The sequence below is a fragment of the Mycobacterium sp. E3339 genome (assembly GCF_001666915.1).
Taxonomy (GTDB): Bacteria; Actinomycetota; Actinomycetes; order Mycobacteriales; family Mycobacteriaceae; genus Mycobacterium.
Map to the genome: position 1 here is coordinate 1 of NZ_LZIZ01000095.1, position 26232 is coordinate 26232.

Annotated in this window: 30 protein-coding genes; 19 read left to right on the forward strand and 11 right to left on the reverse strand. The window is 67.5% G+C overall.

The window, feature by feature from the left end:
• From A5702_RS09130 to dnaB, 7 genes are all read left to right on the forward strand, one after another.
• Positions 1 to 1464 (forward strand): glycosyltransferase family 87 protein (locus tag A5702_RS09130; RefSeq protein ID WP_068220011.1); only part of this gene is annotated, 1464 nt, incomplete at its 5' end.
• Positions 1461 to 2102 (forward strand): DJ-1/PfpI family protein, encoded by a 642-nt coding sequence (locus tag A5702_RS09135; RefSeq protein ID WP_067820860.1) that lies wholly within the window; start codon positions 1461 to 1463, stop codon positions 2100 to 2102. The genes A5702_RS09130 and A5702_RS09135, both read left to right, overlap by 4 nt.
• A gap of 133 nt (positions 2103 to 2235) precedes the next feature.
• A complete protein-coding gene (rpsF, locus tag A5702_RS09140; RefSeq protein ID WP_036362157.1) occupies positions 2236 to 2526 on the forward strand; it encodes a 30S ribosomal protein S6 in 291 nt (96 codons plus the stop codon).
• Between the two features lie 113 nt (positions 2527 to 2639).
• The gene (locus A5702_RS09145) at positions 2640 to 3158 is read left to right on the forward strand and encodes a single-stranded DNA-binding protein (RefSeq protein ID WP_055399561.1); all 519 of its coding nucleotides are present in this window, start codon (positions 2640 to 2642) and stop codon (positions 3156 to 3158) included.
• A gap of 36 nt (positions 3159 to 3194) precedes the next feature.
• Positions 3195 to 3449, forward strand: coding sequence for a 30S ribosomal protein S18 (rpsR, locus tag A5702_RS09150; protein WP_055399563.1), 255 nt, complete (start codon positions 3195 to 3197; stop codon positions 3447 to 3449).
• Positions 3450 to 3491: 42 nt separating this feature from the next.
• Positions 3492 to 3950 (forward strand): 50S ribosomal protein L9, encoded by a 459-nt coding sequence (gene rplI / locus A5702_RS09155; protein ID WP_067820864.1) that lies wholly within the window; start codon positions 3492 to 3494, stop codon positions 3948 to 3950.
• Positions 3951 to 4479: 529 nt separating this feature from the next.
• Positions 4480 to 7107 (forward strand): replicative DNA helicase, encoded by a 2628-nt coding sequence (dnaB, locus tag A5702_RS09160; RefSeq protein ID WP_055399567.1) that lies wholly within the window; start codon positions 4480 to 4482, stop codon positions 7105 to 7107.
• 93 nt (positions 7108 to 7200) lie between these two features.
• Here the strand turns inward: dnaB and A5702_RS09165 are convergent, their stop codons facing one another.
• A complete protein-coding gene (locus A5702_RS09165; protein ID WP_067820870.1) occupies positions 7201 to 8232 on the reverse strand; it encodes a fused (3R)-hydroxyacyl-ACP dehydratase subunits HadA/HadB in 1032 nt (343 codons plus the stop codon).
• A gap of 160 nt (positions 8233 to 8392) precedes the next feature.
• Between A5702_RS09165 and A5702_RS09170 the strand changes: the two genes are divergently transcribed.
• The 3 genes from A5702_RS09170 to A5702_RS09180 are packed head-to-tail and all read left to right on the forward strand — an operon-like array spanning position 8393 to position 10014.
• Positions 8393 to 9388 carry a glycoside hydrolase family 6 protein gene (locus A5702_RS09170; RefSeq protein ID WP_068220014.1) on the forward strand — a complete coding sequence of 332 codons (996 nt, stop codon included), beginning with the start codon at positions 8393 to 8395 and terminating at the stop codon, positions 9386 to 9388.
• A gap of 11 nt (positions 9389 to 9399) precedes the next feature.
• The gene (locus A5702_RS09175; RefSeq protein ID WP_068220017.1) at positions 9400 to 9666 is read left to right on the forward strand and encodes a hypothetical protein; all 267 of its coding nucleotides are present in this window, start codon (positions 9400 to 9402) and stop codon (positions 9664 to 9666) included.
• Between the two features lie 27 nt (positions 9667 to 9693).
• Positions 9694 to 10014, forward strand: coding sequence for a DUF1330 domain-containing protein (locus tag A5702_RS09180; RefSeq protein WP_068220020.1), 321 nt, complete (start codon positions 9694 to 9696; stop codon positions 10012 to 10014).
• Between the two features lie 4 nt (positions 10015 to 10018).
• On the opposite strand, the gene A5702_RS09185 is transcribed toward A5702_RS09180, so the two are convergent.
• The 3 genes from A5702_RS09185 to A5702_RS09195 form a co-directional block, all read right to left on the reverse strand.
• Entirely contained in the window at positions 10019 to 10408 is a 390-nt protein-coding gene (locus tag A5702_RS09185) for a protease inhibitor I42 family protein (protein WP_068220022.1), read from the reverse strand.
• 18 nt (positions 10409 to 10426) lie between these two features.
• Entirely contained in the window at positions 10427 to 11254 is an 828-nt protein-coding gene (locus tag A5702_RS09190) for a mycofactocin-coupled SDR family oxidoreductase (protein ID WP_068220023.1), read from the reverse strand.
• Between the two features lie 102 nt (positions 11255 to 11356).
• Entirely contained in the window at positions 11357 to 12208 is an 852-nt protein-coding gene (locus A5702_RS09195; RefSeq protein ID WP_068220042.1) for a LysR family transcriptional regulator, read from the reverse strand.
• 157 nt (positions 12209 to 12365) lie between these two features.
• Between A5702_RS09195 and A5702_RS09200 the strand changes: the two genes are divergently transcribed.
• From A5702_RS09200 to A5702_RS09215, 4 genes are all read left to right on the forward strand, one after another.
• A complete protein-coding gene (locus A5702_RS09200; protein WP_068220044.1) occupies positions 12366 to 13322 on the forward strand; it encodes a DMT family transporter in 957 nt (318 codons plus the stop codon).
• A 69-nt stretch (positions 13323 to 13391) separates the two neighbouring features.
• On the forward strand, positions 13392 to 14621 hold the full coding sequence (locus tag A5702_RS09205; protein ID WP_068220026.1) for a TetR/AcrR family transcriptional regulator: 1230 nt from the start codon (positions 13392 to 13394) through the stop codon (positions 14619 to 14621).
• Positions 14622 to 14849: 228 nt separating this feature from the next.
• On the forward strand, positions 14850 to 15074 hold the full coding sequence (locus A5702_RS09210; protein ID WP_055399588.1) for a hypothetical protein: 225 nt from the start codon (positions 14850 to 14852) through the stop codon (positions 15072 to 15074).
• A 7-nt stretch (positions 15075 to 15081) separates the two neighbouring features.
• Positions 15082 to 15411, forward strand: coding sequence for a hypothetical protein (locus A5702_RS09215; protein ID WP_067820894.1), 330 nt, complete (start codon positions 15082 to 15084; stop codon positions 15409 to 15411).
• A gap of 54 nt (positions 15412 to 15465) precedes the next feature.
• Here the strand turns inward: A5702_RS09215 and A5702_RS26670 are convergent, their stop codons facing one another.
• Both A5702_RS26670 and A5702_RS09220 read right to left on the reverse strand, forming a co-directional pair.
• Positions 15466 to 15633 carry a hypothetical protein gene (locus tag A5702_RS26670; RefSeq protein ID WP_197281059.1) on the reverse strand — a complete coding sequence of 56 codons (168 nt, stop codon included), beginning with the start codon at positions 15631 to 15633 and terminating at the stop codon, positions 15466 to 15468.
• A gap of 71 nt (positions 15634 to 15704) precedes the next feature.
• Positions 15705 to 16397 carry a class I SAM-dependent methyltransferase gene (locus A5702_RS09220; RefSeq protein ID WP_197506526.1) on the reverse strand — a complete coding sequence of 231 codons (693 nt, stop codon included), beginning with the start codon at positions 16395 to 16397 and terminating at the stop codon, positions 15705 to 15707.
• A gap of 158 nt (positions 16398 to 16555) precedes the next feature.
• Here A5702_RS09220 and A5702_RS09225 point away from each other — a divergent pair, with 158 nt between their 5' ends.
• Together A5702_RS09225 and A5702_RS09230 are read left to right on the forward strand one after the other, a co-directional pair.
• Positions 16556 to 16978: a nitroreductase family deazaflavin-dependent oxidoreductase gene (locus A5702_RS09225; protein ID WP_055399591.1), complete on the forward strand. Its 423-nt coding sequence runs from the start codon at positions 16556 to 16558 to the stop codon at positions 16976 to 16978.
• Positions 16979 to 17256: 278 nt separating this feature from the next.
• Positions 17257 to 18798: a SulP family inorganic anion transporter gene (locus A5702_RS09230; RefSeq protein ID WP_068220047.1), complete on the forward strand. Its 1542-nt coding sequence runs from the start codon at positions 17257 to 17259 to the stop codon at positions 18796 to 18798.
• 15 nt (positions 18799 to 18813) lie between these two features.
• On the opposite strand, the gene A5702_RS09235 is transcribed toward A5702_RS09230, so the two are convergent.
• Positions 18814 to 19287: a hypothetical protein gene (locus A5702_RS09235; protein ID WP_067820900.1), complete on the reverse strand. Its 474-nt coding sequence runs from the start codon at positions 19285 to 19287 to the stop codon at positions 18814 to 18816.
• A 71-nt stretch (positions 19288 to 19358) separates the two neighbouring features.
• Positions 19359 to 20216: an LLM class F420-dependent oxidoreductase gene (locus A5702_RS09240; protein WP_067820903.1), complete on the reverse strand. Its 858-nt coding sequence runs from the start codon at positions 20214 to 20216 to the stop codon at positions 19359 to 19361.
• A gap of 202 nt (positions 20217 to 20418) precedes the next feature.
• On the opposite strand from A5702_RS09240, the gene A5702_RS09245 reads away from it, so the two are divergent.
• Together A5702_RS09245 and A5702_RS09250 are read left to right on the forward strand one after the other, a co-directional pair.
• Positions 20419 to 21384 (forward strand): 2-hydroxyacid dehydrogenase, encoded by a 966-nt coding sequence (locus tag A5702_RS09245; protein WP_068220031.1) that lies wholly within the window; start codon positions 20419 to 20421, stop codon positions 21382 to 21384.
• Between the two features lie 77 nt (positions 21385 to 21461).
• Positions 21462 to 22283, forward strand: a complete 822-nt coding sequence (locus A5702_RS09250) for a formate/nitrite transporter family protein (RefSeq protein WP_067820910.1) — start codon at positions 21462 to 21464, stop codon at positions 22281 to 22283.
• Between the two features lie 4 nt (positions 22284 to 22287).
• On the opposite strand, the gene A5702_RS09255 is transcribed toward A5702_RS09250, so the two are convergent.
• On the reverse strand, positions 22288 to 23220 hold the full coding sequence (locus A5702_RS09255; RefSeq protein WP_068220034.1) for an LLM class F420-dependent oxidoreductase: 933 nt from the start codon (positions 23218 to 23220) through the stop codon (positions 22288 to 22290).
• Between the two features lie 117 nt (positions 23221 to 23337).
• Here A5702_RS09255 and A5702_RS09260 point away from each other — a divergent pair, with 117 nt between their 5' ends.
• The gene (locus A5702_RS09260) at positions 23338 to 23775 is read left to right on the forward strand and encodes an ATP-binding protein (RefSeq protein WP_068220037.1); all 438 of its coding nucleotides are present in this window, start codon (positions 23338 to 23340) and stop codon (positions 23773 to 23775) included.
• Between the two features lie 7 nt (positions 23776 to 23782).
• Here A5702_RS09260 and A5702_RS09265 read toward each other — a convergent pair whose 3' ends face one another.
• Both A5702_RS09265 and A5702_RS09270 read right to left on the reverse strand, forming a co-directional pair.
• Positions 23783 to 25141: a wax ester/triacylglycerol synthase family O-acyltransferase gene (locus A5702_RS09265; protein WP_068220039.1), complete on the reverse strand. Its 1359-nt coding sequence runs from the start codon at positions 25139 to 25141 to the stop codon at positions 23783 to 23785.
• Positions 25142 to 25215: 74 nt separating this feature from the next.
• Positions 25216 to 26232: 4-alpha-glucanotransferase (locus A5702_RS09270; RefSeq protein ID WP_197506527.1), on the reverse strand; the 1017-nt coding region annotated here is incomplete at its 5' end.

A 26232-nucleotide genomic window follows, 5' to 3' on the forward strand; every position in this document is an offset into this window, starting at 1 on the left:
CCGCTGCGGGTGATGTTCTTGATCGGCCTGGTGTTCTTGGCGCTCGGCTGGTCGACCAAGGCGGCCTGCCTGCAGAGCACCGGCACCGGAACGGCCGATCAACGGGTCGCCAACTGGGACAACCAGCGCGCGTACTACGAGTTGTGTTACTCCGACACCGTCCCGCTCTACGGCGCGGAGTTGTTGAGCCAGGGCAAGTTTCCGTACAAGTCGAGCTGGGTCGAGACAGACGGCAGCGGCACCCCGCAGACCCGTTACGACGGCCGGCCGGCGGTGCGGTACATGGAGTATCCGGTGCTGACCGGGATGTATCAGTACGTGTCGATGGCGCTGGCCAAGACCTACACCGCGCTGACGAAGCTGGCCCCGATCCCGGTGGTCGCCGAGGTGGTGATGTTCTTCGACATAGCGGCCTTCGGCCTGGCGCTGGCCTGGCTGGCGACCGTTTGGGCGACCGCCGGCCTGGCGGGACGCCGGATATGGGACGCGGCGCTGGTGGCCGCCTCGCCGCTGGTGATCTTCCAGATCTTCACCAATTTCGACGCGCTCGCAACGGCTTTCGCCATGGGTGGGTTGCTGGCGTGGGCGCGGCGCAAGCCGGTGCTCGCCGGCGTCCTCATCGGATTGGGCGCCGCCGCCAAGCTCTATCCCCTGTTGTTCCTGGGCCCCATGGTGGTCCTGGCGATCCGGACCGGGCGCTATCGGGCGCTGGCGCGGACCGCCGGGATGGCCGCGGCCACCTGGCTGTTGGTGAACCTGCCGGTGCTGGTGCTCTTTCCGCGCGGTTGGTCGGAATTCTTCCGGCTCAACACCCGACGGGGTGACGACATGGATTCGGTGTACAACGTCGTGAAATCGTTCACCGGCTGGCACGGGTTCGATGCGAAGCTGGGGTTCTGGCAACCACCCACGGTGCTGAACGCCGTGGTCACCATTCTGTTCGTAATCGGGTGTGCGGCAATCGCTTACGTGGCGCTCACCGCCCCGCAACGCCCGCGGCTCGCGCAACTGTTGTTCTTGGTGGTGGCGGTGTTCCTGTTGACGAACAAGGTGTGGAGCCCCCAGTTCTCGCTGTGGCTGGTGCCGCTGGCGGTGCTGGCCCTGCCGCATCGTCGGATCCTGCTGGCGTGGATGACCATCGACGCGGCGGTGTGGGTGCCGCGGATGTACTACCTGTACGGCAACCCGAACCGTTCGCTGCCGGAACAGTTCTTCACCACGACGGTACTGTTGCGAGACGTTGCCGTCATTGTGTTGTGCGCGTTGGTGATTCGCCAGATCTACCGGCCCGACGAGGACCTGGTCCGCTGGGGCGGCCGGGTGGACGACCCGTCGGGCGGACCCTTCGACCGCGCACCGGACGCGCAGCCCCGCTGGCTGCCGGACTGGCTTCGACCGACCGGCGCGCGCCGCGCGCCGGTCCCCGAGGCCGAGCCCGCGGTGCCGGTGGGAGTGGCGCCATGACCCTCATTGCCGTCCCGCTGTTCCCACGGGTGACCGCGCTCGACGCGGTGGGCCCCTACGAGGTGTTGCAGCGCATCCCCTCGATCGAGGTGGTGTTCGTCGGTCACCGTCGGGGCGAGGTGCGCACGGAAAACGGGATGCTCGGGCTGAGCTGCGACGCGAGATTCGACGAAGTCGGCTCGCCCGATGTCGTGCTGTTCCCCGGCGGGATCGGGACCCGCCAGCTGATCCACGACGAGACCATCCGCGCGTGGCTGCAAGCCGTGCACCCGACGACGACGTTCACCACGTCGGTGTGCACCGGCGCGTTGCTGTTGGCCGCCGCGGGCCTGCTCGACGGGCTGACCGCCACCACGCACTGGCGCGCCAGGGACCTGCTCAACGACCTGGGCGCGCGTTACGTGCCGGACCGCGTCGTCGAGCATCTCCCGCAGCGGATCATCACCGCGGCGGGCGTGTCCAGCGGCATCGACATGGCCCTGCGGTTGGTCGAGCTCCTGGTCGATCGGGAGGCGGCCCAAGCCGCGCAGCTGCTCATCGAATACGACCCGCAGCCGCCCTTCGACTCGGGCTCCCTCGCCAAGGCCGACCAGGCGACGATGGACCGGGCCACCGAATACCTGGACGCCCGGCAGTAGCGGCTTGCTCGATCGCCCGGATTTCTTTCCCCACCCCGTCGTCCGGTAGCCTGGTGCGGTTGCCGACGCAGGCGACCCTCCTGCCACGGATCGACCGTGGCCGTTTTAGACCAGAGGAGGTGGTGAGGTTTCCATGCGTCCATACGAAATCATGGTCATTCTTGACCCCACGCTCGACGAGCGGACCGTTGCCCCGTCGTTGGAGACGTTCCTGAACGTCGTCCGCAAAGACGGCGGAACCGTCGAAAAGGTCGACATCTGGGGCCGGCGCCGGCTGGCCTACGAGATCGCCAAGCACGCCGAAGGCATTTATGTGGTCGTCGACCTGAAGGCGGAGCCGGCGACGGTCTCCGAGCTCGACCGCCAGCTGAGCCTCAACGAGTCGGTGTTGCGCACCAAGGTGATGCGCACCGACAAGCACTAACACCCCATGGCTGAGTCGCGGGCCCACCGTCGGTGGACTTGCGTAGGCTCAGCGAGGATACGTGCCATTCACCGTCGGAGAAGCGAGTAGCAGGGCGGAACGAGGAGGAAACTGTGGCTGGTGACACCACTATCACCGTTGTCGGGAATCTGACCGCCGACCCGGAATTGCGGTTCACCCCGTCCGGTGCCGCCGTCGCGAATTTCACCGTGGCGTCGACACCGCGGATCTACGACCGCCAGAGCGGGGAGTGGAAAGACGGTGAGGCGCTCTTCCTGCGCTGCAACATCTGGCGGGAGGCCGCCGAGAACGTCGCCGAGAGCCTCACCCGCGGGTCGCGGGTGATCGTCACCGGCCGGCTCAAGCAGCGGTCCTTCGAGACGCGCGAAGGCGAGAAGCGCACCGTCGTCGAGGTCGAGGTCGATGAGATCGGGCCCTCGCTGCGGTATGCCACCGCCAAGGTCAATAAGGCCAGCCGCAGCGGCGGCGGTGGCGGTGGCGGCGGCTTCGGCGGCGGAGGCGGGTCCCGTCAGGCATCGGCGCCGGCGAGCAGCGCACCCGCCGACGACCCGTGGGGCAGCGCCCCGGCGTCCGGGTCCTTCGGCGGCGGCGACGACGAACCGCCGTTCTAAGAACTTCAACTGTAAGAAAAGGAAAGAAAGACAGTCATGGCCAAGTCCAGCAAGCGACGTCCGGCTCCGGAAAAGCCGGTCAAGACGCGCAAGTGTGTCTTCTGCGCGAAGAAGGACCAATCGATCGATTACAAGGACACCGCACTGCTGCGCACCTATATCAGTGAGCGCGGCAAGATCCGGGCGCGCCGCGTCACCGGCAACTGCGTGCAGCACCAGCGCGACATCGCGATCGCGGTGAAGAACGCCCGTGAGGTGGCGTTGCTGCCCTTCACCTCCTCGGCGCGATAGCCGGCGCATTCATTTAGGACCCAAGCGAAAGTACGAACAACGATGAAGCTGATTCTGACGGCCGACGTCGACCACCTCGGTACCGTCGGCGACACGGTCGAGGTCAAAGACGGGTATGGCCGCAACTTCCTGCTCCCGCGCGGCCTGGCGATTCTCGCCTCGCGCGGCGCCCAGAAGCAGGCCGACGAGATCCGCCGGTCGCGCGAGAGCAAGGCCGTGCGCGACCTCGGCCACGCCAACGAACTCAAGACGGCAATCGAGGCGCTGGGCCCCGTCCAGCTGCCGGTGCGGACCGCGGCGGACTCCGGGAAGCTGTTCGGCTCGGTGACGTCCGGTGACGTCGTCGCGGCCATCAAGAAGGCCGGCGGCCCCAACCTGGACAAGCGAATCGTCCGGCTGCCCAAGTCGCACATCAAGGCCGTCGGCACCCACCCGGTGTCGGTGCACCTGCATCCCGAGGTCGACGTCCAGGTGGCCCTCGAGGTCGTCGCGGAGAGCTAAGCCTCCGACGTTTGCTCCTTCCCGGCGGTGGCCACTATCGGCCGCCGCCGGGCTCCGTTGTGCTGGGGGCGCCCGCCCGCTTCGCGCGGCGGATGGTCGCGGACTGCCGCCCTAGCGAACAATTGCTGCGGTGTCTTCCACCGACCCTATTTACCGGCCCGTAACGCTGCCAAAATGTGGCTGAAAGCCAACACGCCCGGCGCAGTAACCTGCGACGACACGCCGTAGAGATTCTTGTCCACACGAATTTCGTCGCGTTACATGGCCCTTAACAGCAGTGATGTCAGGGCCCCTTGAATTCATACACAGGTTCTCCACACCCCACTCAACACAGGTGTCGACGGATATGCACACACGATGCACAGGTTCATGAACAGCGCCCCTTTCACCTACTAGCCAGCAACGTCTAACGTCGTCCCGGCGCGAGGCGTGCGAGTGCTGCGGGACGGAAGTGTCGGCTCCTTGACTTACGCTGACGAGAGCGGTTTTCGAATGTACGTTCGGGTGCGTGGTAGGGGAGGAGGGATGCATGGCGGTCGTCGATGACTTGGCGCCGGGCATGGATTCTCCCGCGCCCAGTGAGGACTTCGGCCGTCAGCCCCCGCAGGACATGGCGGCCGAGCAGGCGGTGCTGGGCGGCATGCTGCTGAGCAAGGACGCCATCGCCGACGTACTCGAGCGGCTGCGCCCCGGGGACTTCTACCGCCCCGCGCACCAGAACGTGTACGACGCCATCCTGGACCTCTACGGCCGCGGCGAGCCGGCCGACGCCGTGACAGTCGCCGCGGAACTCGACCGCCGCGGGATGCTGCGCCGGATCGGCGGCGCGCCCTATCTGCACACCCTGATCTCGACCGTGCCCACGGCCGCCAACGCGGGCTACTACGCGACCATCGTCGCCGAGAAGGCGTTGCTGCGCCGGCTTGTGGAGGCGGGCACGCGGGTGGTGCAGTACGGCTACGCCGGGGCCGAGGGCGCCGACGTGGCCGAGGTGGTCGACCGGGCGCAGGCGGAGATCTACGAGGTGGCCGACCGGCGGACGACGGAGGACTTCGTTCCGCTGGAGGATCTGCTGCAGCCGACGATGGACGAGATCGACGCCATCGCCTCGAACGGCGGCGTCGCACGCGGCGTGCCGACCGGTTTCACCGAGCTCGACGAGGTGACCAACGGCCTGCACGCCGGGCAGATGATCATCGTGGCGGCCAGGCCTGGAGTCGGGAAGGCGCTCGCGCTGGACACGCTGCTGCCCACGCCGTCCGGCTGGACGACGATGGGTGAGGTCGCGGTCGGTGACGAGCTGCTCGGCGACGACGGGCGGCCGACGCGGGTGGTCGCCGCCACCGAGGTGATGCTCGGGCGGCCCTGCTTCGAAGTGGAGTTCTCCGACGGGACCGTGATCGTCGCGGACGCGGCGCACCAGTGGCTGACCGAAACCCGCGCATCCCGAAAGTCGGCGCAGGCCGCGGCGGTGGGCTACAACCGCTACAAGAATCAGCGCACGTTTGCGGCCGTGCGAACGACGGCCGAGATCGCCGGGAGCCTGCGCTGCGCCACTCAGGACCGGCGCCTGAACCACAGCGTGGTCAACGCGCGCGCCCTCGATCTCCCGGACCGGGAATTCCTCGTCCCGCCCTATACTCTCGGCGCCTGGCTCGGGGATGGCACCAGCGCTGCGGCCCAGATCACCGCGGCCGATCCCGAAATCATCATGCGCATCGAAGCGGACGGATTGGTGGCGGTTCCGTCGCAGTCGGCGCCGTACCGGTACCAGTTGCGGCTACCGGCCGGCGCCGAGTCGGCGGCTCGCTCGTGCGTCGTATGCGGTAAGTCGTTCATTCCGCAAACCAGTCAGGTGCGCACCTGCGGACGCTCATGCGGTGGCCGGGCCCGGTTCGTCTCCGCCCCGGTGCCGAGTCCAACTTGCGTCCGTTGCGCCGGGCCATCGGCCGGGATGCGGCTGTGCCAGAACTGCCACACCGCCGTGGGCACGTTGCAGGCCCGGTTGCGGACGCTCGGCGTGCTCGGTAACAAGCACATTCCCGTGGACTACTTGCGGGGTTCGGAGACACAACGGCGCGCCCTGCTCGCCGGCTTGCTGGACACCGACGGAACCGTAACGGCGGGCGGAGCCGTCCAATTCTCGGTCACCAACCAGCGGCTGGCCTGCGATGTCGCCGAACTGATCGTCAGCCTGGGCTACCGCTGCCAAACCTCGACCAAGCGCGTCCGGGGCCGCCGCGAGTCGTCCAGCGTCGCGTACACCCTGACGTTCTCCACCGACGACGCGGTATTCGCATTGCAGCGAAAAGCGTTGTTGCACAAGGAGCGTCGGGCCGCCACCGGCACCGCGCGCTCGGGTTCGCGCTTCATTGTCGACGTCCGGCCGATCGAGACCGTTCCCGTCCGTTGCGTCGAAGTGGACAACGACAGCCACATGTATCTGGCGAGCCAGGCGATGGTTCCCACCCACAACTCCACCCTGGGGCTGGACTTTCTGCGCTCATGCTCGATCAAGCACCGGATGGCCAGCGTCATCTTCTCGCTGGAGATGAGTAAGTCCGAGATCGTGATGCGGTTGCTCTCGGCCGAGGCGAAGATCAAACTTGCCGACATGCGGTCGGGCCGGATGAACGACGACGACTGGACGCGGCTGGCGCGGCGGATGAGCGAAATCAGCGAGGCGCCACTGTATATCGACGACTCGCCCAACCTGACGATGATGGAGATCCGCGCCAAGGCGCGCCGGCTCAAGCAGAAGGCCGACCTGCGCCTGGTCGTGGTCGACTACCTGCAGCTGATGTCGTCGGGCAAGAAGGTCGAGTCGCGGCAGTTAGAGGTGTCCGAGTTCTCGCGCCAGCTCAAGCTGCTGGCCAAGGAGCTCGAGGTTCCCGTGGTCGCGATCAGCCAGCTGAACCGCGGTCCCGAGCAGCGCACCGACAAGAAGCCGATGCTCTCCGACTTGCGCGAGTCCGGGTCGCTGGAGCAGGACGCGGACATGGTCATCCTGCTGAACCGGCCCGACGCGTTCGAGCGCGACGATCCGCGCGGCGGCGAGGCGGACTTCATTCTGGCCAAGCACCGCAACGGCCCGACCAAGACGGTGACCGTCGCGCACCAGCTGCACCTGTCGCGCTTCGCCAACATGGCGCGGTGAGCGAGGCTTCGCGGTTGCGATGCGGCGAAGAATGACAACGTTGCGCCCTGGTCTGGTGAGATGGCGCAGCCGCTGCCCTGGCTCGTCGACCCGTTAACGAAAGCGCAGATGCAGTGTCGCCAGGCCAAAGATCTTCCGGCCACCGGACTTCGCGCCGACGATCACGACACCGGTGCGGGTGGCCGGGTCCAGCGACTTGATCCGGCCGCTGTATTCGATATCGGCACCATCGGCGGCCGACACGATGACGGGCTGGGACAGCCGCACCGCGTACCGGGTCGCCGCACCGGGATCGCCCGACCATGCCGAGGCGAATCCGGCACCCAAACCCATGGTGAGCATTCCGTGGGCGATCACGTCGGGCTGCCCCGCCATTTTGGCGAGGTTTTCGTCCCAGTGCAGCGGGTTGGCGTCGCAGGCCACGCCGGCGTAGTTCACCAGGTCGCCGCGCGACAGTCGGGCGTGATGCACCGGTAACTCGTCGCCGACATTCACCTCATCGAAGGACGGCGTGCCGGGGATACGGGCCGGATCTGCTTGGGCGATGGGAACCTCGCCCTCGGGGCGCACTGTCTTCTGGTAGGCCGCATCGGAGTAGTCGATTCCGGCGAGGTTCACGTCGTGCATCATCACTTGCTGCGCGGTCACCCTGATCGCCGGATCGACATCCTCGGCGGTGACGCCGACGACGGTGGTGTGGAGCGTATGCACGCGCTCGCCGGCGGTGTCGGTGAAAGTGTTAGTCACGGTGATCAGGTCCCTGCCCGCGATCCTGCGCACCGATGACAGCTCGACGTCGATTTGTAGTTCGTCGCCGGCGACGATCGGTCGATGCTGCTCGAAGACTTCTTCGGTCTGCAGGTACATCTCGTAACCGATCACCACCGATTCGAACAGGTGCCGATTGGCCGCCATTGCCGGGGCCGATGTGAATGTCAGCGGCGCTACCAGGCCCGAATACCCCAGCTCGGCGGCAGCGGCGACGTCCCAGTGCGCGGGGTGATAGTCCTGCACGGCACGTGCGAACTCGCGTATCTTTTCGCGGCCGACCTGGTATGTGTCGTCGGCCCGGTAGTAATGGCCGACCCGCGATTCGAGCACCGACGTTTCGGTTGCTGCGGTCATGAATTGCCCAACTTTTCTACTGGCCTGTTCACTGAAGGCTTGCGAACGCACCCTAACGTGCACGATAGCCCTGACATGACGGCGGCTATGCCGGACGGCGTCCGCCGCTTGCCCGGCATCGATTCGCGATCAATGCCTCGAGGCACTAGTTTTCCTAAGCGTGATTGCGTCAGCGGCCGGTGCCTTCGTCCGGTGTATTTGCTCTGTGTTGACCGTTGCGGCCATCGCCTGGGTGGGTATGTCCACCGGCACGCCGCACGCCCCGACGATGCGACTGGTCGCCGACGGCAACCCGTTGGCCGGCGCGCCGTTCTACGTCAATCCCAACTCGGCGGCGATGCGCGCCGCGCAGAGCGCCGATCCGCCGAGCCCCGAGTTGACCGCCATCGCCAACACGCCGCAGGCCTACTGGATCGTTCCCGGCTCGTCCGCGGGCACGGTCGGGAAGTACGTCGGCGACGCGAACGCCGCCGGCGCGATCCCGGTGCTGGCGCTCTATGGCATTCCGCACCGCGACTGCGGCAGCTTCGCTGCGGGCGGCATGGGATCGGGCGCCGACTACCGCGGCTGGATCGACGGCATCGCCTCCGGCGTCGGCGCCTCACGGGTGGCGATCGTCGTCGAACCCGACGCGCTCGCCATGGCCGACTGCCTGTCGGCCGATCAGCGTCAGGAACGCTACGACCTGATTCGCTACGCCGTCGACACGCTCACCAAGGATCCGAACGCCGCGGTCTACGTCGATGCCGGTCATCTGCGTTGGCACACCCCCGAGGACATGGCCGCCCGGCTGAATCAGGCCGGGGTCGCCCACGCGCGGGGCTTCAGCGTCAACACCGCCAACTTCTTCACGACTGAGGACGAAATCGGCTACGGCGAAGCCATTTCGGGGCTCACCAACGGTTCGCACTACGTGGTCGACACGTCCCGCAACGGTGCCGGGCCGGCGCCCGACTCCGAGCTCAACTGGTGCAATCCCAGCGGCCGGGCGCTGGGCACCCCGCCCACCGCGTCGACGGCCGGCGCGCACGCCGACGCCTACCTGTGGATCAAACGTCCCGGTGAATCCGACGGGTCTTGCGGCAAGGGCGATCCCGCGGCGGGAACCTTCGTGAGCCAGTACGCCATCGACCTCGCCCGCAAGGGCGGCCAGTAGTCCGTTCGGGAATGAGGCACGCCGAGCAGGTCTACGACATCGAGATGGCGCTGCTGCGTAACTACGGTTACGTCGCGCGCAAGGTGGACAACCCCGACGACGACCCGCTGCTGCACGTGCTCGACAAGGCCGGCGGCGTCGGCATGACCGTCACGGTCTCCAGCGACGGGTTTCATTGGGTCGCCATGAGCAGCCGCCACAAACCGATCGTCTTGCCGATCCAAACGCCGGGTTCGCGTATCGCGGACGCGATAGTCCGAGCGCTGGACGCGCTCTAGGAAGTCGGGCGCGTAACCTCTGCCCCCATGACCGTTTATGCCTTGAACCTTTTCGACATCGCCGATGCCGACGAGTACCGCGCCTACTCGCGACGGTCTCCCGCGGAGGTGGCCAAGCACGGCGGTCGGGTGGTCGCGCTGGGCGGTTTCCAACACGCCGTCCTCGGCGACATCACTCCGCGGCAGGTGCTGATTCTCGTGGAGTGGGAATCGCGGGAGGCCTTCGACAGCTACTGCACCGACCCGGAGCTCGCCGAGCTGCACGCGCATCGCGAGAACGGGTCATCGGGATATGTCTGGCACCTGTTCGACCGCCTGGACGACCTGAGGCCCCTGCTGAACAGGTAATCGCCTACCGCACAGTCACATCCAGTGCGAAACGCCGCGCGACGTGCGCGGGGTTGTCGTTGTCTTCCTGGACGAGCGTCACGTGCACAGTCCCGGCGCCCGCCGCCCGATATCTGCTGGTGAACGTCCCCCCGCTGGTGGCGCCCGGCGGTCTTCGGTCGGGTTGATAGCGCTGTCCGAGCGGCCTGAGGATCGCGAAGTCGTACTTCTCTTCGTCGTGCCATTGGCAGTGCGACGTCGCATAGTCGTCCGCCAAGACGATGTCGAACAGCTGACCGTTGTTGATCGAGATGTGCCCGCCGTTGTCGGAATCGGACGCTGTCACGTCCGGTTCCGGCGCGCATCCCGCCACCCAAAGCAGGAAGACGGACGAGAGTGCCAGCTTCCAGCGCATCTGTGACACCGTACCGGGTCAGATCTTCAAATAGCCCTTGTCGGCGGGGATTTGGGCGGCCGTGACCAACGACGACGCGTCACTGGCAAGCCACACCACGATGTCGGAAATCAGGTCGGGCGACGCCAGCGAATCGGTCGGCAGCGCGCCGGGCGAGAAGCTGTGGATGTACTGCGGATGATCCTGGAAGACCTGGTACATCGACAGGTCGTTGCCCATCGGGGTATCGGTGCCGTACGGGTGCACCGAGTTGACGCGGATGCCGAACTCGCCGAGCTCGACGGCCAACGAGTTAGTGAGGCCGACGACCCCGAACTTGCTGGCGCAGTAGTGCCCGCAGCCAGGGACCGCTTTGATTCCCGCCGCGGAACTGATATTGATGATCGATCCGCCATTGCCGGCCGTGATCATCGCCGGGACAACGGATTTCATCGTGTTCCACAACCCGGTGAGGTTGGTGTCGATGGTCTCCTGCCACTGCTGGGCCGAAATCTCCCACAGCCGGCCCCAATTGAGCACGCCGGCATTGGCCACCACGATGTCCAGCCGGCCGAACTGCTCGATCGCGTTGGCCACGACCCGCTGCTGGCCCACCAAGTCGCGGACGTCGACCTCGTCGGCGAAGATCTTGCGGCCCTCGCCCTCGACCAGGCTGACCGTCTCGGCCAGGTCCTCGGGAAGGGCCGGGGGATAGCCGTTGTGTTGTGCGACCGGTGCGCAGGCGTCGATTGCGACGATGTCGGCGCCGGCCCGGGCCAGCCGGACACAGTGGGAACGGCCCTGGCCGCGGGCGGCCCCGGTCACGTAGGCGACTCTGCCGGCCAGTGGGGCGACGGGATCGGTCATGCCGACGGCTCCTCTTCGTGCGCGCGGGCCGGGCACGGCCAGCGAGTGAACGACTGAAATTCAATGCCTTGGCCGCCCGGATATCAACCGCGGCGCCGACGGTTACTCCGCGGCGGCGAGCACGTCACGCACCGCGTCGTCGACCGTGCTCAGCACGTCCGGGTCGATGCCGGTGCGGCCGCGCACCAGAACCGATGCGTTATTGGCGGGTGGCAGACCCTCGGCGGGGCACAGGCCGTGGGGCAACTTGCCGATCATTGGCAGCAGCGCTACCCCCAGCCCCGACCGCACCGCCGCGTACAGCCCGGACAAGTCGCCGCACTCGGCGGCGATGTCATAGGCGATGCCGTTGTTTTCGAGGATGGCGAACGCCGGTTCACGCAAGGTACACGGCTCGGAGAAGACCACGAGGGGGAGCGGTTCTCGTGCCGGCACGGCTAAGGTGCGCGCCGAAATCCATTGCAGCCGAACGAGGCCGGACGCGTGGGCGCGGTCCAGGCCCGCGCCGTCGAGCATGATTGCCAAGTCGACCAGCCCGCGTTCGATTGAGTCGGCCAGGGACACGTTGCGATCGAGCCGGAAGCGCACCCGACGATCCGGCAGCCGCTCCCGCAGCACCGTGGTCAGTCCGGCAAGCATCACGTCGGCGCCGTGCTCGGTGGCGCCGATCGTCAGCAGCTTGGGTTCGGTGGCTCCCAGGTCGTCGAGCGCGATGTCGTGAGCGGCCAATATCGCGCGGGCATGCCGCAACGCCTTGAGCCCAATCTCGGTGAAGACGATGCCGCGTCCGGAGCGTTCGATCAGGGGCTCGCCGACCACCGCCTCGACTCGGCGCAGATGCTGGCTGACCGCGGACTGACTCAGGTGCAGGGCGGCGGCGGCGCGGTGAAATCCGCCACAGTCGGCGACCGCGACGAGGCTGCGCAGCGGCGCGATGTCCAGCACCTGGGCCATGGTCAGCACCATAGTCCGATCAGCGTTCTCGATCAATCATGCCAATACGTGAACCGATTTCGGTGCCAGGCGGCAGAGACCGATAAGAAAACGCGATCGATCCCGATCAGCAATATTCGTTGGACGCCGGCGGCCGGTCTGGGCCAGCATGGGTCGCATGGAGCTACCGCGGATGCCGCTGACGACCGCGTCGGCGGTGACGTTCTTCTACGCGCTCGGTTACCCGATCGGGGTCCTGGCGGTGACAGCCATCACTCCCATGGCCGCGTTGGTCCTGCGATTCGGTTTGGCCACAACGGTTTTGGTCATCTGGGCGCTGCTTGCCAAGGCGCCCTGGCCGCGGGGAGCGCAGTTGGGTCACGTCGTGGTGGTCGGCCTGCTGATTCAAGCGGTGCAGTTCTGTTGCCTCTACGAGGCCGTTCAGCTCGGGTCGCCGGCCGTGCTGTGTGCGGTCGCGATCGCGATGAACCCGGTCGTCACGGCCATCCTGGCCGCCGCGTTCCTGCGCGAACCCCTTGGCCCGCAACGGGTGGCGGCGCTCGCGCTCGGGGTCGTCGCGGTGGTCGCCGCATGCGCCAGGCGGCTGGCGAGTACCCACGGGATCGACCCCGTCATCGTGTTGCTTGGCGTTGCGCTGCTTGGCCTTTCGGCCGGCGGCGTCTACCAGCAGCGCTTCTGCTCGGGTGTCGACTTCCGCACGATGAGCGCGATGCAGAACGCGGTCGCACTGATCCCCGCGGCGGCGCTGGCGGTCGCCACGCCGTTCACCGTGCACGACGTCCGGCAGGCGGTGATCGCGGTCACCGCCATGGTGCTGCTGAACGCGACGTTGGCGGTGAGCCTCTACGTACGCGCCATCAATGCCCATGGCGCCGCGGCGGTGGCCATGCTGTTCGCCGTCATCCCCGCGGTCGCCGGGGTCTTGTCGTGGCTCATGCTCGGCCAGCGTCCCGACGCCGGTGTCGCCGCCGGGCTGGTCCTGGGCGGCGTCGCCTGCTGGCTCAACGGCAGGGCCGCCCGCCCGCGCCGTGCGGCGCCGGAGGTCCCGGAACTGGGGCCGTCCCCCCTGGGCCAGCGAATTCCCGCCGCGGCACCCTCGTGTTCCGGAAGATAGCGCTCGGGTCGGAAAATCCGGTCAGCCACCCGGCCACTTCCCGCGCACGCTGCGGCTACGGTGATCTTTATGCCGTCGACCAGCCGCGCCTCCGCAAAGCCGGTCAAGCGACGTCCCAAAGACCGCAAGGCACAGATCGCCCGAGCGGCCGCCGACGCGTTCAGCGAGCTCGGCTATCACGCGGTCAGCATGGAGAACATCGCGGCCCGGGTCGGGGTCTCGGCTGCGGCGCTGTACCGGCACTCGCAGGGCAAATACGACCTGTTCCGGTCCGCCGTCCTGGCGCTGGGTCAACAGCTCGTCGACGCCACCGAGTTCGCCGACCACTTGCCGGACGACGATCCCGAAGAGGCGCTGCGCGCTCTGGCCGAATCGCTGATCGACACCGCCATCGCCAACCGCACCGCGGGCGGGCTCTATCGGTGGGAAGGCCGTTACCTGCTCGGTGCGGACCAGGAATTGCTGGCCGAGCAGGTCAGGCTGGTCAACCGGCGCCTGCAACGGCCATTGGTCAGGCTCCGGCCCAAACTGCAGTCGCGGCAGCGGTGGGTGCTTTCTGCCGCGGCGCTGAGCGTGATCGGCAGCATCACCGACCATCGCTCCCGGCTCGGCAACGGTGAGATCCGGGCGGCCTTGGCCGATATCTCCGCGGCCGTGTTGAGGGCGGACCTGCCCGACCCGCCGGCGGCCGCAGCGGAATCCCCACGGGCAACGACGATTACGAGTGCGGCCGGTAGCTACGAATTGCTGCTGCACGAATCCATACGGCTGTTCGACGAACGGGGCTACCGCGAAACCGGCATGGAGGACATCGCGGCCGCCGTCGGCATACCGGTGGCCAGCATCTACCAATACTTCCCGAGCAAGGCCGCGATCTTGGCGGTCTCATATCGGCGCGGCGCGGACCAGCTTTCCAGCGACCTGACCACCATTTTGGCCACGGGCGGCGATCCGGAGCACTCGCTGACGCAGCTGATCGACGCCTTCGTCGCGCGGTCGTTAGCCAATCCCGAACTGGGCCGCGTGTACTACACGGAGCGCCACAATCTGCCCGACGCCGACGCAGTGCTGCTTTACAACATTCACCGCTCGACCGTCGAGTCCTGGGCCCGACTGGCGGTAGCCGCGCGGCCCGGCCTCACGCTTGGCCGCGCGCGATACGCCGTACACGCCGCCTTCGCCCTGGCCGTCGACATCGGCCAACTCGTGATCCACGGCCCGGGCCAATACGCCCGCGAGACGGTGCGCCGGCTGATGGACATCACGTTGCTCGGCGGGTCAGCCCCAACCAAGGCTTGATCGCTGCGGGTCCGGCCGCACTTTGCCCGGAACGGCGCTGCACATCGCAGGCCCACCCTGTGCGCCGCCGGCTCACCGAGCTGCCCCGAAGACCATGCCGCCCAGGCTAATCTCCGGATTAATGGGGCGATCAGGAGGCGCCCGATCCTCACAAGTGCTATCAATTCCGCTGAATAGCCATTAACATAATGAGATCCGACGGCGCTCTCCGTGCGAAAGGCACGCCCGATGCTCAACAAGATCCGCCGACTATTGGACTACCAGTTGACCATCGCCGAGCTGCTGGGACTGGCCGTCCTGCTCGGCACGCCCTATCTGATCGTCGGGGTGATCTGGTCGTCCACCCACACGGCGCACCTTCGCGACATGCACGGCGTCGATTTGGTGGTGTCGTTTCTCGGCTCGATCGTGTCGTGGCCCGTGCTGATCTTCGCCAACGTCTGCATGACTTAGGAACGACATGACCAAACGCGGATCCCTGGTTGCCGCCGCGGCCGTGCTGGCTTTGGCGGGCGGGCTTTTCGCCCTGCGCTTCCCCGTCTTCATCGACGCGTACGACCAGTTCGGTTGGCAGGTCAAATGCGGCAGCGGATTCACGACGGATTTGATTCAGGCGTCGAGCGCCGACCAGGCCGTCAGCGCCCCTGGCTCGAACTATGTCGGCCAATGCGGCACCGCGCTGATGATGCGTCGCCTGTGGGCGATTCCCCTGGCGGCACTGGGGGGCCTGGCGTTGACGGCGCTGACGACGTCGACGCTCGCGCACGACCGCCGGAAGATCAGCACCTGACGGCAACCACCGGATCGTAGGCTGGCTCAACGGATTTCGAGCCTGCCGATCACCCTATCGCGTGCTCTCGTCAGGGAGGTCACGCCGGGACTGGTGCAGTCCCGGCGCATCCGGATCGTCGTCCTGGTGCTCCAGCTGTTCCTGCAACTTGCGCTGCTCCTCGGTCGCCTCTCTGGCGTCCTCGGGTGCGGGCGGCGGGTCGAAATTCACTTGCTGGTCCACGTGAGATCCCCTCTGGCTTGTTGCTCCAGTCAGGATCTCCCGAATGGCCGGTGGCGAAACCTTGCGAGCGGCTACGCGCCGAGATGCGCGGACAGCAGCCAGGCCCCCACCGACTTGCGGCCGTTGCCCTCGTCGCGGATGTCGGCCCCACCGAACGCCTGGAAGCCCGCCAGGAAACTGTCGGGCACGTTCGCGTGTATCCGCGCCGGGCGGATCTCGTCGATCACCCAGTACTTGGAGACGACGCCGCGCAGCTCGTCCTCGGTGACGGCGTTGACCGGGCCGTCGGCGGGCATGCCCGCGCGGTCGAAGACCAGCACGAAGTAGGAGGCACCCGGCTCGGCGGCGCGCACGATCGACTGCTGGTAGCCCTCGCGCAGCTCGACGGGCATCGAGTGGAAGAGGGTGCTGTCGACGATGGTGCCGAAGCGTCCGTCGTATCCGCCGAAGGCGCTGATGTCGGCAACTTCGAAGCTGGCGGTGGTCAGGCCCCGCGCGGCGGCCTTCTCGCGCGCCAGCTTGATGGCGGTGGGCGACTGATCCAGCCCCACCGTGGTAAAGCCTCGTTCGGCCAGGAACAGCGATACCGCCGCCTCTCCGCAGCCGGCGTCGAGCACGTCACCGTGGAACTTGCCGGCCTCGATAAGCGCCGCGATCTCCGGTTGGGGCTCGCCGATGCTCCACGGCGGCCGATTGCCCTCGCCCATCTCGGGGGCTTCGCCCCGGTAGGCGGCTTCAAACATTTCGTGAGTCGACTGAGACATGCCACCTTTATATCAATCTCGCTGAGATGTGTCAACCAGCCTGATATAGCCAAAGGCGGCGATTTTGAGGCGTACGCCGGCTAGTTAGCTCGTTAGAGCGACCGTGCGACCTACGCGCCGGGGGATGACTGCAGCGCGACGACGTGTTGAGATCGGGTATGGCCGACGACATCGAACTGAGTCCGCGGGACTGGGTACGCGAGCAGACCGAGAAGATTCTGGAGCAAGGCACGACCGACGGGGTGGAAATTCTCGATCGGCCGGTAGTTCTGGTGACCGTGACCGGAGCAAAGTCCGGCAAAAAGCGGTACGTGCCACTGATGCGCGTCGAGAGCGACGGCCGTTACGCCATGGTCGCCTCGAAGGGTGGCGCCCCGGCGCATCCTTCGTGGTACTTCAACATCAGGGCAAATCCGGACGTAACGCTGCAGGACGGCGACAAGGTCCTCGCGCTGAGGGCTCGCGAGCTCGAGGGATCCGAGCGCGAGCAATGGTGGCAGCGCGCGGTCGACGCCTACCCTCCCTATGCCGAATACCAAACCAAGACCGCAAGGCAGATACCGGTTTTCGTTCTGGAATAGTTCCGCTGCGCCCCAATCGATTTCACTTCAAGCGCGCACCGAAAACGGCGATATCCAGCTGTAGCAAAACATTTGCATTCGCTATGCGCCCGGCTCGTCGGGTTGCCACCCAGGTGGCGCCCCCATACCTTCGGTAGGCATGGGCCAGGCACGCCCCAAAGAACAACGACGTTCGTGGCGAGTGTATTCGCTTGTGTCGCCGTATATTTCAGTGCGATAGCCGGGGCTTTACGGACAGATCCCCGAGCGCGCCGTCATGCCTGATGCAGGAGGGGCCGATGCAACACGCCGAAAAGGTTGATCCGACTCGAATCGGCGGCTTGCGCGCGGCCATCTCGTACGACTTGCCGGCCTCGGTGGTGGTTTTCCTGGTGGCGCTTCCCTTGTCGCTGGGGATCGCGATCGCCTCGGATGCCCCAGTACTGTCCGGCTTGATCGCGGCGATCGTCGGGGGCATCGTCGCCGGGTGTCTCGGCGGGTCGCCGTTACAGGTCAGCGGACCGGCTGCCGGCCTAACGGTGGTTGTCGCCGACCTTGTCGCCCAATTCGGATGGGGAATAACATGTTTGATCACCGTGATAGCCGGAGCGCTCCAAGTCGTGCTGGGCATCAGCCGGATCGCGCGGGCCGCCCTGGCGATCTCGCCGGTGGTGGTGCACGCCATGCTGGCCGGGATCGGAATCACGATCGCCCTGCAGCAGGCGCACGTATTGCTCGGTGGTGAATCCCAGAGCTCGGCGTGGACGAACGTCGTCGGGCTGCCCGCCCAGATCGCCGACGCCCACCGGCCGGGCCTCGCGCTGGGGCTACTGGTCATCGCCATCCTGATCGCTTGGCGCTGGGCGCCGGCCCGGCTGGCCAAAATCCCCGGTCCACTGGTCGCCATCGTCGTCGTGACGGTGCTCTCGGTCGCGTTGCCGTTCAACGTGTCCCGGATCCGGCTGGAGGGCTCGGTGCTGGATGCGCTACAGCTGCCGGAACTTCCGCACGGCAATTGGGGTGCCATCGTGATCGCGGTGATCACCGTGACGCTGATCACCAGCGTCCAGAGCCTGCTGACTGCGGTCGCGATCGACCGCATGCACAATGGGCCGCGCACCGACTTCAACCGCGAGCTGATCGGCCAAGGCGCGGCGAACATGGCGTCGGGCGCGATCGGCGGCCTTCCCATTGCCGGCGTCATCGTGCGCAGCGCGGCTAATGTGAACGCGGGCGCCAAAACTCGCGCGTCGACGATCATGCACGGGTTCTGGATCCTGGCGTTTGCCGTGCCCTTCGCCGGGCTGGTCGAGCAAATTCCCACCGCTGCCCTCGCCGGCTTGCTCATCGTCATCGGCATCGAATTGCTGAAACCCGCGCACATCGAAACCGCGCTGCGCAACGGCGATCTCGTCGTTTACCTGGTGACCATCGTCAGCGTTGTCTTCCTCAACCTGCTCCACGGCGTCATGATCGGACTGGCCGTGGCGGTCGTCGTCACCGGATGGCGGGTGGTTCGGGCGAAGGTGGAAGCCACGCCTGTGGGGGACGAATGGCATGTGGTGATCGAAGGCGCCTGCACGTTCCTGGCCCTGCCCCGGCTAACGGGCGTGCTCGCGACGATCCCCGAACGCACCCGCGTCACCGTCCACCTGGTGGCCAACTACCTCGACCACGCCGCGCACCAAGCGATCAGCGACTGGCAGCGCCTGCACTGCGCTACGGGCGGCGAGGTCACGGTCCACCACCGACCGATGGAACCCTATGGGCGCGTGGACAAGTCGGCGAGGGTCGGCCGCGGCGCGGCCCACCTCAGCCTGGTGGAGGCGGACGCGGGCTAACCCACGTCGCCCGGCTCAAGATGCGTAGGCGGTGCCTTGAGGCAACAGGTGCCGGCGAACGAGCTTGTGCCACCGCCGTTGGCGATACCGGAAAATGCCGGTCGCGACGCACGCCACGACGGTGGTCGCGGGCCCCGCGTCGATTTCGACCGTGTCGCTGTACCGGCACGAGTGCCCGTCGATCGGTTCAACGTGCAGCGTGTGATTCCACTCCCGGAGAATTCCGCCGTGCTCGTGGGTGCGAACCGTTCCCTCGGCCTCGTCGATGCGCACGACCTCGATCGTGTGCCGGTACGCAGGTAGCAGATGAAAGGCGAACAGCAGAGCCGTGCCGCGTTCGCCCAACCGCAGCGGCTCCGCGCGGCCGCTCAGCGCCGGGATGCCGAACAGGCCTTTGCAGACGTAGAGGAACGTGACGGGGGAGAGCATGGCCGCCCACACCCGGTCGGCCGTAGTGGGCAGGACCGTTTCGAGATGGACCGTGCGCATCACGCCTCCGGCAGTAATTAGGGTGCCCTAAGTATGCCTGGTGAGCGCGCGGTTGGCCACCCCGCTGGTCCCTATCTCGCGTCGGCGGCGAGGACTTCCAGCACCGCCAGGTGCTCGTCGACGGTCGCGAGCCCGGCGTTCATGGTGTTGACCGACACGTGGGTGGCACCGGCGGCGCGCCAGCCCGCGATGTGGGCGGCGACCCTGTCGCGATCACCTGACCAGTTGACCCGGCCTTCCATCCCGAGGCCGGCCGCGTCCCGGCCGGCGGCCACGGCCGCGCGTTCCACCCGTTCGCGCGCGTGCTCCAGGCCGGGCCCCGGAGCCGTCATCGGGAACCACCCGTCCGCGAGCCGTCCCGCCCGTTCCAGGCCGCGGTCCGAGGCCGCGCCGATCCAGACGGGAATGGGCCGTTGGTTGGGCAGTGGCGCCAGCCCGGCCGCGGTCACTGTGTGGTGCTTCCCGTCGAAGGTGACCGATCGTTCGGTCCACAACCGGCGCATCAGCTCGATCTGCTCCTCGGAGCGTTTCCCCCGATTGGTGAACCTCTCCCCGAGCGCCTCGTATTCGACTGCGTTCCAGCCCAATCCGACGCCGAGCCGGAACCGGCCGCCGGTCAGTAGGTCGACCTCGGCGGCCTGCTTGGCCACCAACGCCGTCTGCCGCTGCGGCAGGATGATGACCCCGGTGACAAGTTCGAGTGAGGTGATCGCGGCCAGGTAGCCGAACATGACGAACGGCTCATGGAACGTCGAGTCGATGTCGTACGGGCCGTCCCAGCCGTGATGGACTTTCGGATCGGCGCCCACGACGTGGTCGTAGGCGAGGATGTGGGTGAATCCGAGTCCTTCGACGCCCTCGCCATACGCGCGGACCACCGCGGGGTCGCCGCCGAGTTCGGTCTGCGGGAACACAACTCCAATGCGCATTTGCGGTGCAACCAAGCCGCCGCGGGATTGCTTCCCGGCCGGACGGGAAAAGGTTTGGGACGGTGCCGTCTTCGCGCCTCTCGGCAAGTGGTCGCTCGCGGCGACGGTTCTCAAGGTGGTACCCGGGGGAATGCCCGACACCGTCGCGGGTCATAACGGCGCCCGCCGCTGAAATATTTCCCCGACGCTTGATGATGGACGGGTGACGACGAAAAAGATCAGCAGCGCCGTGCGGGTCGGCAAGTTCGAACCGACATTCGACGCCGAGCTCGCCGCGCGCTACGAGATCCCGAAGCTGCCTGACGGCCCCGGGCGAGCCGACTTTCTGGCCGAGCGCGGGGCCGAGTTTCGTGTCGTGGTGACTTCGGGGCCGCCCGGCGTCGACGCCGAAACCATCGCGGCGCTGCCGAACCTGGAGGTGATCGTGAACAACGGCGCCGGGGTGGATTTGATCGACCTGCCGGCGGCGCAGCGCCGCGGCATCGGCGTCAGCAACACGCCCGACGTGCTTTCGGACACCGTCGCCGACACCGCCCTGGGCCTGATCCTGATGACCCTGCGCCGGTTTGGCGCCGCCGACCGCTACGTGCGGGCGGGCAGATGGGTCCGCGACGGCCCCTTCCCCTACGCCCGCGACGTCAGCGGCCTGCAGGTCGGGATCTTGGGTCTGGGCCGCATCGGATCGGCGATCGCAACCAGGCTCCTCGGATTCGACTGTGCGATCGCCTATCACAACCGCCATCGCATCGAGGGCTCACCGTTTCGCTACGCCGCATCGCCGCTGGAACTGGCCGAGTCGGTCGACATTCTCGTCGTGGCCACCACGGGTGACCCGCACACTCGCCACCTGGTGGACCGCGGCGTCCTCGAGGCGTTGGGTCCAGAGGGTTACCTCGTCAACATCGCGCGCGGCAGCGTGGTCCACCAGGAGGCGCTGGTGGAGTTGCTGGTCGGCGGGGGCCTGGCCGGAGCGGGGCTGGACGTCTTCGCCGACGAACCACACGTCCCGGCCGAGCTGCTGGACCTGGACAACGTCGTGTTGTTCCCGCATATCGGCAGCGCCACCGCGCGCACGCGCCGGGCGATGGCGTTGCTGGCCATCCGCAACCTGGAGCATTACCTGCAAACCGGGGAGCTGGTGACGCCGGTGCTTCGGCCGCGGAAGTGACGGCCGGGTCACCTGCTTGTCAGATCCCTCACACCGGATGGTCGACCCGGCGAATAACGGGTATCAGGCCATCCACCATGAGCGACACGACCCAACGCGAGCTCGGCCAAACCGACAGCCCGATCGAGGACGAACTCGAGGACGCGTTCAGCAGGATGCTGAGCGAGGGCACTCAGCGGCTGCACCGCACCTGGCGCGGCGTCCTGGTCACCGGCTTCTTCGGCGGCACCGAGGTGGGGATCGGCGTGCTCGCCTATCTGTCGGTGCTGGCCGCCACCCACCGGCCGCTGCTGGCCGGGCTGGCGTTTTCCATCGGCTTCCTGGCCCTGCTGCTGGGCCGCAGCGAACTGTTCACCGAAGGCTTCATCATCCCGGTGGTGACCGTGGCCGCCAAGCGGGCGAATTTCTGGCAGCTGGCCAAGCTGTGGGGCGGCACCATGTTCGCCAACCTGGTCGGCGGTTGGGTCATCATGTGGCTGATCATGACCGGCTTCCCGGAACTGCACGCGCAGACCATCGAATCCGGGACTCACTTCGCCACCGCCCCGCTGTCCGGGCAGAGCATGGCGCTGGCGATCCTCGGCGGCATGGTCATCACGCTGATGACCCGGATGCAGCACGGCACCGATTCCGTGCCCGCCAAGATCGCGGCGGCCGTCGCCGCCGCCTTCCTGCTCGCAGGGCTGCGGTTGTTCCATTCGATCCTGGACTCGTTGCTGATCTTCGGCGCGCTGGTCACCGGGGATGCGCCGTTCGGCTACCTGACCTGGCTGGGGTGGTTCGGTTACACCGTGTTGGGCAACATGATCGGTGGGCTGCTGTTCGTGACGCTGCTGCGGCTGCTGCGCAGCAAGGACCGGCTCGAGGAAGAACGCGCCGAAGCGCAGTCCGTGGAGTAGCGCGTCAAAGCAGTTGCGGCATAACCTCGCTCGCGAGCAACTCCAGGTGGGCGAGATCGGTCAGGTCCAGCAGCTGGGTGTACACGCGTCGCACGCCGATTTCCCGCCAGGCGCCCAGCTTGTCGACGATCTCGGCGGGCGTGCCGACCAGCGGGCTGTTCGAACGCAGCTCGTCGAGGTCGCGCCCGATCGCCGCGGCGCGGCGGGCCACTTCGGTGTCGTCGCGCCCGGCGCAGAGCACGAACGCGCTGGAGTACGTCATCGAGTCGTCGGATCGGCCGGCCGCGGCGACCGCTTGTGCCACGCGCTGATACTGCTTCTCGGCCACGTCGATCGGCGCGAACGGAATGTTGAATTCGGCCGCGTAACTCGCCGCCAAGTGCGGGGTTCGCTTGGCGCCGAGGCCGCCGATGACGATCGGCGGATGCGGGGTCTGCACCGGCTTGGGCAGCGCCGGTGAACCGGTGATGGTGTAGTGCTCGCCGGCGTAATCGAAGGTGTCACCCGGCTGCGTCGTCCACAGCCCGGTGACGATGGCCAGCTGTTCGCTGAGCCGATCGAACCGCTCACGCAGCGGCGGAAAGGGAATGCCGTACGCCAGGTGCTCTTGTTCGAACCAGCCGCTGCCCAGGCCGAATTCGACGCGGCCGCCACTCATCTCGTCGACCTGGGCCACCGCGATCGCCAGCGGGCCGGGGTGCCGAAATGTTGCCGAGGTCACCAGGGTGCCCAGCCGGATGCTCGACGTCTCCCGGGCGATCGCCCCGAGCGTCACCCAGGAATCGGTGGGGCCCGGCAGGCCGTCGCCGCTCATCGCCAGGTAGTGGTCGGACCGGAAGAACGCCGCAAAACCCAGCTGCTCGGCGGTCTGGGCAACGGCGACCTGTTCGGCGTAACCGGCGCCCTGCTGTGGCTCGATGAATGCGCGGAATTCCATGCCGATCCTTCGTATCTCGTTGTTATGCAGCCTGATTGAAGAACCTTTACCCGCCTGTGGCCAAAGCGAGACGCCGAACGGGTTAGCAGCCCCAGCGCAATTGGGTATGCCCTGAGCATGGCCTCACTCCCTCCACCCATCGTTGTCACTCCCGCGCGATTGACCTGCACCGGCGCCGCCGACGCGGTCACCGCGGCGCAATTGCGCCGCGCCCTGCGCCGGTGGCTTCAGGAGGCGACCCTGGCTCCGGCGGCGATTCGCGACGACATCATTCTGGGCGTCAACGAGGCGTTGGCCAACTGCGTCGAGCACGCGTACCGCGCTCAGGGCGCGGCCGGCACCATGAAATTGCAGGCGAGCCACGACGCCGCCACCCAATCGGTCAGCGTGTGCGTCAGCGACCGCGGATCGTGGCACCCCCCGTCGCCGCGGCGGCTCAGCGATCCGCGGCGGTCCCGCGGCATCATGTTGATGCACGCGCTCGCCGACCACTGCACCATCACGGCTCGCCCCAACGGCACGACGGTGTGCCTGGACTACACCACCAGGCCCTAGCCGCCGCTCACACGCCGACGGCGCGTTCCAGGTCCTTGAGTGAGGTCTCGAGGTGGCCCAGCAGCCGCTGCAGGTGCGGGACGCTGCGGCGGCAGCCGACCAGGCCGAAGTCGAGGTTGTCGGCGTTGTTGGTCACCGTGATGTTGACCGCCTGACCATCCAGCGGGATGGACAACGGGTAGTTGCCGTCCAACCGCGCGCCACGCCAGTACAGCGGCTCGGAGGGACCGGCCGAGACGTTGGAGATGACGATGTTGAACGGCGGTGACGCCGCGGACAGGTAGCCGGGGATCAGCCCGAAGAACAGGCCGCCGATGTTGAACGCCGACAGGGCCAGCTGCTGCACCGGCGGGAGTTGCTGGAAGACCTCTTTGGTGTCGCGGATCGACGTGCTGACGATCTCGAGCCGCTTCGCCGGGTCGTCCAGGTCGGTCGCCAGGTTGCACAGGAAGGTGCCGACCAGGTTGCCGCCGCGGTCGTCGTCGGCCTTGCGGAGATTGACCGGCACCATCGCGGTCAGCGGGGAGTCGGGCAGGGCGCCCTGCTCGAGGAGGTAGGCCCGCAGGGCCCCGGAGCACATGGCGAGCACGACGTCGTTGACCGTCACCCCGGCCGCCGACTTCACCGCTTTGATCCGGTCCAGCGACCAGGACTGCGCGGCCACCCGGCGGGCACCGCCGATGCGGACGTTGAACATGCTCCGCGGGGCCTGGAACGGCAGCGTCAGTTGCTGTTCGAGCAGCGCCGCCCGCGTCAGTTTCAGCGTGGACGGCGCCAGCGCGAGCGCCGACCCCGCGGTGCGGCCCACCCGATCCAGCAGTGACGGACGCTTGTGGTCCCCGCCGCGGTTGCGCGGCCCGAGGCTCCACGGGACGCGCACCTCGTCGTCGTCGGGGTCGGGCGTGAAGGCGCGTTGCACCAGCCGCATCGCGGACACGCCGTCCATCAGTGAGTGGTGGTACTTCGTGTAGACGGCGTACCGGCCATCCTGTAGGCCCTCCACCAGGTGTGCCTCCCACATCGGCCGGTGCCGATCGAGCAGGCTGCCGTGCAGCCGGGAAACCAGCTCCAACAGGTCGCGGACCCGGCCGGGCTCGGGCAGGGCTGAGCGGCGCAGGTGGTAATCGAGCTCGACGTCTTTGTCCAGCGACCACGCGAGGTTGGTGAGGCCGCCGAAGAAGGCCGGGTGCTTGCGGAACGTCGGTTGTACGTCGGTGCACTCGAGCATGGCCTGATAGGACTCGCGGACGAAGTGGGGCCCGGCGTCCTTCGGCGGCTCGAAGAGTTGCAGCGATCCCACATGCATCGGGTGTTCGCGGGATTCGCCGATGAGGAACAGCGCATCCGTGGGCGATATCGGTTCCATGGTCAACCCCATTCCTTTCGCTGCGCCGGCGACGCGGCACGCACCCATCTCCTAGTAGCCGAAGTGCGCCCTCGCTAATCAGCCGTGGACGACTCGCGGAAGACCGCGGTGATCTCGGCGACCCTCGGGTCGGCGCGCAGCTCCTCGAGCGTTTCCGGCAGCGGCAGCCGCCAGTTCGGGTACTCGTCGACCGTGCCCGGCAGGTTGGGCTGGCGGGGCTCGGCCAGCACGTCGTACGGCGAGATCAGCTTCAGCCGGCTCGGGGTGGCGGCCAGGAACCGGTGCATCGCGGTGATGATCGCCGCCTCGTCCGGGTCCGGGCTCGTGAGCAGTCCTTCGGACCGCAGCAGCTCCACCCATTCGGCCCGTTCCTTGTCGGCCACCGACTGCTCGCCCGGCACGTCGTCGAGCAGGCCGAGGTCGGCGCGGGCGCGCACGTGCTCGCCGCGCAGGAAGCCGGCCGCCGTCGGCAGGTCGTGGGTGGACAGGCTGGCGGCCGCCCGCGACGGCCATCGCCGCGGCGCGAGCAGCGGTTCGCCCGCCTGGGATTCGTCGCGGGTGAACCAGGACACCGCGCACCCCAGCATCTCGTTGTCGGCCAGGGCCTGGGTCACCTCCGGTTCGACCGTGCCCAGATCCTCGCCCACCACGGTGGCCCCGGCCCGGTGCGCTTCCAGCGCCAGAACGGCGAGCATGACCTCGGCGTCGTAGTGCACGTAGGTGCCGCGGTCCGGGCCGTCGCCCGGCGGAATCCACCACAGCCGCCACAGCCCGGCGACGTGGTCGATCCGCAGGCCGTCGGCGTGGGCCAGCACGGCGCGCAGCATGTCGCGCAGCGCGGCGTAGCCGGTGGCGGCGAGGCGGTCCGGCCGCCACGGCGGCAGTCCCCAATCCTGACCGCGCGGGGTGAAGTTGTCCGGCGGCGCCCCGATGCTGACCCCGGTGGCGAGCATGTCGGCCAGCGCCCACGCGTCGGCGCCGTTCGCGTCCACGCCCACCGGCAGGTCGTGCAGCACGCCGAGTGCCATGCCCGCCGCCCGGGCGGCGTCGCGCACCGCCGTCAGCTGTTCGTCGCAGCGATGCTGCACCCA